This window comes from Methyloceanibacter sp. (genome assembly GCF_058506495.1).
In genome coordinates, this window is the sequence record NZ_JBZMXT010000178.1 from 1 (window position 1) to 1,938 (window position 1,938).

Consider the following 1,938-nt stretch of genomic DNA (forward strand, 5'->3'; position numbering starts at 1 on the left):
CCCATAAGCGGCCGTCGACACGTGCGGCGTCGTCCGGCTCGCCTGGGAGATCGACTACGTCCGCTATCCGCGGTGCTGCGGCCGTTTCCGGTGTGGTGAGATCGGCAGAAAGTGACTCGTGTTGACCACTCAGATGACCCTCGCATTGCATTGCAAATGCGATCAGCTCAATACTCTCAATCGTTTAGGTGCACACGGATGCGGAGCAATCATGGACTACTCCAACGATTTGGCAGTCATCCAGCAATCGGCCGCCGCAACAGCGGACTATCAGGCGCGAAGACAGGCGTGCCTTAATTTTGTAGAGCCGCAGCGTGGAGAAAAGATCCTTGAGGTCGGATGCGGCAGCGGCTTGTTTGTTCATAGTTTGGCGCGTGCGGTTGGAACGAACGGTCTTGTCCAGGGGGTAGACCTAAGCGAACAGCAAGTTGCGAAAGCGCGCGAAAACTGCGCTGGGCTCGAGCAAGTCCAATTGGTGACTGGTGATGTACTCGATCTTCCGTTCGACCGAGACAGCTTTGATGCTGTAGTAAGTATACAGACGCTCGAGTACGTTCCTCGCATTGATGGAGCGATCCAAGAATTGCTCCGTGTAGTGCGGCCGGGCGGGCGCTTCATAAATTTTGCGACCAATTGGGGTTCTGTCTTCTGGCATTCGTATCAAGCCGACCGGATGGATGCCGTGCTCCGCGCATGGGATGAGCATGCTCCTTATCCAAACCTGCCGGCACAGCTGCCGCGAAGACTTCGCGCAACAGGTTTGGTTCGAGATATTGAGCAAGAGCCCTTCACGATCTTAAACAATTCCTACTCGGAAGCCGCTTTTAGTTATTGGGCGGCTAGATTGATCGCGGCATTTGTTGCTGGAAAAGGCCTCCTCACGAGTGAGCAAGTAGACGCCTGGATTAAGGATCTAGATGCTATTGAGAACGTCGGCGAATATCATTTTTGCACGACAGGAATAATGACCAGAGCGATGGCGAAGTGAGGGCCTACGCGATCAACCGCATCAAGGCGCGTTCTGTTAAGCCAGATGAACCATCATCAGCCAGGGGAGTCGCGTCGCCGCCGGCGTGGATTGCAGGTGATACCTCTACGGCGGCGATGCTCAGTGACAAAAGGTTCTCAGTAATGCTGGCATGCCCTCTTGCCGACAATCGCGATGGTTCGAGAGCCCCGTGCATTCCTGACCAGCGTGCGCATCAGCGCCTCGAAGATCACAAGGAACGTTCATGCTCGGTTTTCTTTCCCGTGGCGAGTATTTCTTGTTTGCCGCACTTCTTGGCGCACTCATTATGTCGCTGAGTTTTCACGAATTTGGCCATGCCTTTGCCGCCAAACGATTTGGCGACGATACGGCGGAGAAACAGGGCCGTCTGACGCTGAACCCTATCGCCCACATCGATCCGGTGGGATTGCTGATGGTGGTCTTGATTGGATTCGGTTACGCAAAGCCGGTACCAACCGACCCGCGAAAATATAACTCATTCTGGGCGCAGTTGGTTGTTGCCGCAGCGGGACCCCTTGCCAACCTGATTATCGCGGTTGTTGCATACAATCTTTATTTGTACGGTATACAGGTCGGTTGGCCGGGCTTTTCAGATCCGGGCGTTCGCCAGATTTTTAATATCGTCGTGATCGTCAATCTGGTGCTCATGATATTCAATTTGATCCCGCTTGGGCCGCTCGATGGGCACTACATCCTACCCTATTTCCTGCCGCGCGCCTTGGCGCAGCAGTACCGTGTGCTGAACGCTCAATACGGAACGTATCTGTTTCTGGGCCTCATCCTGCTTTCACTCGCGGGCTTGCCGATCTTCCGCTTTGTCTTCAGCGTCGGCACCAGCTTGCTGCCATATATCAGGTTTGTTTGACCGGGCGATGAGGCACTTGTCGGCATCCTTGCCGGTCTGACTCACCTCTATGGGATCGACGCAA

The 1,938-nt window shown here is 54.6% G+C and carries 2 protein-coding genes; both read left to right on the plus strand.

Going from position 1 to position 1,938, the window contains the following annotated elements; translation table 11 throughout:
- Positions 1 to 211 precede the first annotated feature (211 nt).
- Positions 212 to 988 (plus strand): methyltransferase domain-containing protein, encoded by a 777-nt coding sequence (locus tag AC33YF_RS13790; protein WP_491777788.1) that lies wholly within the window; start codon positions 212 to 214, stop codon positions 986 to 988.
- A 244-nt stretch (positions 989 to 1,232) separates the two neighbouring features.
- Positions 1,233 to 1,874 (plus strand): site-2 protease family protein, encoded by a 642-nt coding sequence (locus AC33YF_RS13795; protein WP_491777789.1) that lies wholly within the window; start codon positions 1,233 to 1,235, stop codon positions 1,872 to 1,874.
- Positions 1,875 to 1,938 lie beyond the last annotated feature (64 nt).

What these genes read in the sequence shown, in the direction of transcription:
- AC33YF_RS13790 (WP_491777788.1), top strand. Translation starts at nt 212, where the DNA reads ATGGACTACTCCAACGATTTGGCAGTCATCCAGCAATCGGCCGCCGCA.
- AC33YF_RS13795 (WP_491777789.1), top strand. Translation starts at nt 1,233, where the DNA reads ATGCTCGGTTTTCTTTCCCGTGGCGAGTATTTCTTGTTTGCCGCACTT.